2 protein-coding genes are annotated in these 2,411 nt (G+C 70.7%); both read right to left on the bottom strand.

Annotation, left to right across the window (positions count from 1 at the left end; genetic code table 11):
* Positions 1 to 18 precede the first annotated feature (18 nt).
* Positions 19 to 1,182, bottom strand: a complete 1,164-nt coding sequence (gene dnaJ / locus G6026_RS02410) for a molecular chaperone DnaJ (protein WP_182612158.1) — start codon at positions 1,180 to 1,182, stop codon at positions 19 to 21.
* Between the two features lie 63 nt (positions 1,183 to 1,245).
* Positions 1,246 to 2,286 (bottom strand): heat-inducible transcriptional repressor HrcA, encoded by a 1,041-nt coding sequence (gene hrcA, locus G6026_RS02405; RefSeq protein WP_107756112.1) that lies wholly within the window; start codon positions 2,284 to 2,286, stop codon positions 1,246 to 1,248.
* Positions 2,287 to 2,411: the final 125 nt, after the last annotated feature.

Raw genomic sequence — 2,411 nt, 5'->3', positions numbered from 1 at the left:
AGAGGCGGGGTCACCGGGTCAGTGACCCGCGACCGCGTCGCGCAGCCGTGAGAACAACCCGCCCCGGCGGGCGGTGTCCTCGTTGACGATCTCGGCCGAGTCGCCACCGAGTCGGCGCAGCTGCTCCACGAGGTCCCGCCGCTTGCGGTCCAGCTTGTCCGGGATCACGACCTCCATGTGGACCGTGAGGTCACCGGCACCGCCGCCCCGGACACGTGGCATCCCGCGGCCGGACAGGGTGACCGTGTGCCCGGGCTGGGTGCCGGGCGGGATGTCGATCTCCAGGTCGTCTCCGACGACGGTCTCCAGATCCACCCGGCCGCCGAGGATGGCGTCCACGACCGGGACGCGGACCGTGCAGTGCAGGTCCTCGCCGTCGCGGACGAACACCGGGTGGGTGCGCTCGTTGACCTCGATGTAGAGGTCCCCGGCGGGGCCCCCTCCGGGGCCGACCTCACCCTGACCGGACAGCCGGATCCGCATCCCGCCGCCGACACCCGCCGGGATCTTGGCCGACACGGTGCGGCGCTTGCGGACGCGGCCCTGGCCGGTGCAGTCGCCGCACGGATCGGTGATGATCTCACCGGTCCCCGCGCAGGTGGGGCACGGTCGGCTGGTCATGATGTTGCCCAACAGGGAGCGCTGGACGGACTGGATCTCACCCTGGCCCTGGCACATCCCGCACCTGGCGGGCGGCGCGTCGGTCGCGGAGCCCTTGCCGTGGCAGGTCTCGCAGAGGACGGCCGTGTCGACCTGGATCTCCTTGGTGACGCCGGTCGCGCACTCCGCCAGGGACAGGTTCACACGGATCAGCGCGTCCGACCCCGGCTGCACACGGCTCCTGGGGCCACGTCCGCCGCCACCGCCGCCGCCGCCGAAGAACGCCTCGAACACGTCGCCGAGCCCCCCGCCGGCGCCGAAACCCCCGCCACCGAAGCCGCCACCGAATCCGCCACCGGGAGACGAGTCCAGAGGATCGCCGCCCATGTCCACGACGCGGCGCTTCTCGGGATCGGTGAGCACCTCGTAGATCGCCGTGATCTCGCTGAACCGCTCACGCGCCTCGTCCGACGGGTTGACATCGGGGTGCAACTCGCGGGCGAGCTTGCGGTAGGCGCGCTTGATCTCGGACTCCGAGGCACCTCGATCGACCCCGAGGGTCCCGTAGTAGTCGCGTGACACGTGTCGCCTTTCGTCATGTGGATCAGGTCGGTGGGACGCCGGTCCCGGGTGAGGCTACGGGCGTCAGCGCCCGGACAGGATCTCGCCCACGTAGTGGGCAACAGCGGCGACCGAGGCGATTGTTCCCGGGTAGTCCATCCTGGTGGGCCCGAGCACCCCCATCCCGCCCAGCATCTGGCGCCCGGAACCGTACACGGAGGACACCACGGACGCCCCGCGGATCTCCGCCGACCGGGTCTCCTCGCCGATCTGGACGGTGACCCCGCCGGGGCCCCCCATCCCCACGGACTGCGCCGCCGAGAGCAACCGGAGGATCACGACCTGCTCCTCCAACGCCTCCAGGACGGATCTCAGGGAACCGTCGAAATCGGCCGCGCTGCGGGTGAGGTTGGCGGTACCGCCCAGGACGATGCGGTCGTCGGGCTGCTCCACCAGGGTCTCCACCAGCACCGTCACGCACCTCTCCGCGGCGTCGCGGTACTCCGGCCGCGCGCGCTCGGGGGTGGCCGCCAGCGCCTCGGAGGCGTCGCTGAGCCTCTTGTCCGCCACCGCCTCCGAGAGGAGCGCCCGGAGTTCGGCCAGGTGATCGTCCGTCAGCTCCGCGGCGAGGTCGACGGTCCGCTGGTCCACCCTGCCGGTGTCGGTGATCAGCACCAACAGCAGGCGGGTGGGTGCCAGGCTCACCACCTCGAGATGACGCACGGTGGAGCGCCCCAGCACCGGGTACTGGACGACGGCGACCTGGCGGGTGAGCTGCGACAGCAGCCGCACGGCCCGCCGGAGGACGTCGTCGAGGTCGACGGCACCCTCGAGGAACGCCTGGATGGCCTTACGCTGCGCCCGCGAGAGCGGCGTGATCTCCTCGATCGAGTCGACGAAATGTCGGTAGCCCTTCTCCGTGGGGATCCGTCCGGAACTCGTGTGGGGTTGGACGATGAAGCCCTCCGCCTCGAGCACAGCCATATCGTTGCGGATCGTCGCGCTCGAGACCCCCAGGGAATGGCGGTCGACCAGGGACTTGGAGCCGACGGGCTCGTGCGAGGCGATGTAGTCGGAGACGATCGCGCGCAGGACCTCGGTCCTACGATCGGCCGTACTCGACATCGGTTCCCCTTCTCACTGGCTGCGTACGGACGATTCTAATCCAGCGCGTCAGAGGAGGACGTCGCGCACGACACCGTCCGCCAGCAGCCTGCCCGAGTCGGTCAACGCGTACCCGCCGTCGTCGG

This window comes from Dietzia sp. DQ11-38-2, assembly GCF_014145055.1.
In the GTDB taxonomy this organism is placed as follows: Bacteria; Actinomycetota; Actinomycetes; order Mycobacteriales; family Mycobacteriaceae; genus Dietzia.
Note: the sequence above shows the minus strand (reverse complement) of the source record. Positions and strands in the feature narration are given on the sequence as shown.

Bases quoted from the DNA above. Each gene is read 5' to 3' on its own strand.
- hrcA (WP_107756112.1), bottom strand. From the start codon at position 2,286: ATGTCGAGTACGGCCGATCGTAGGACCGAGGTCCTGCGCGCGATCGTC.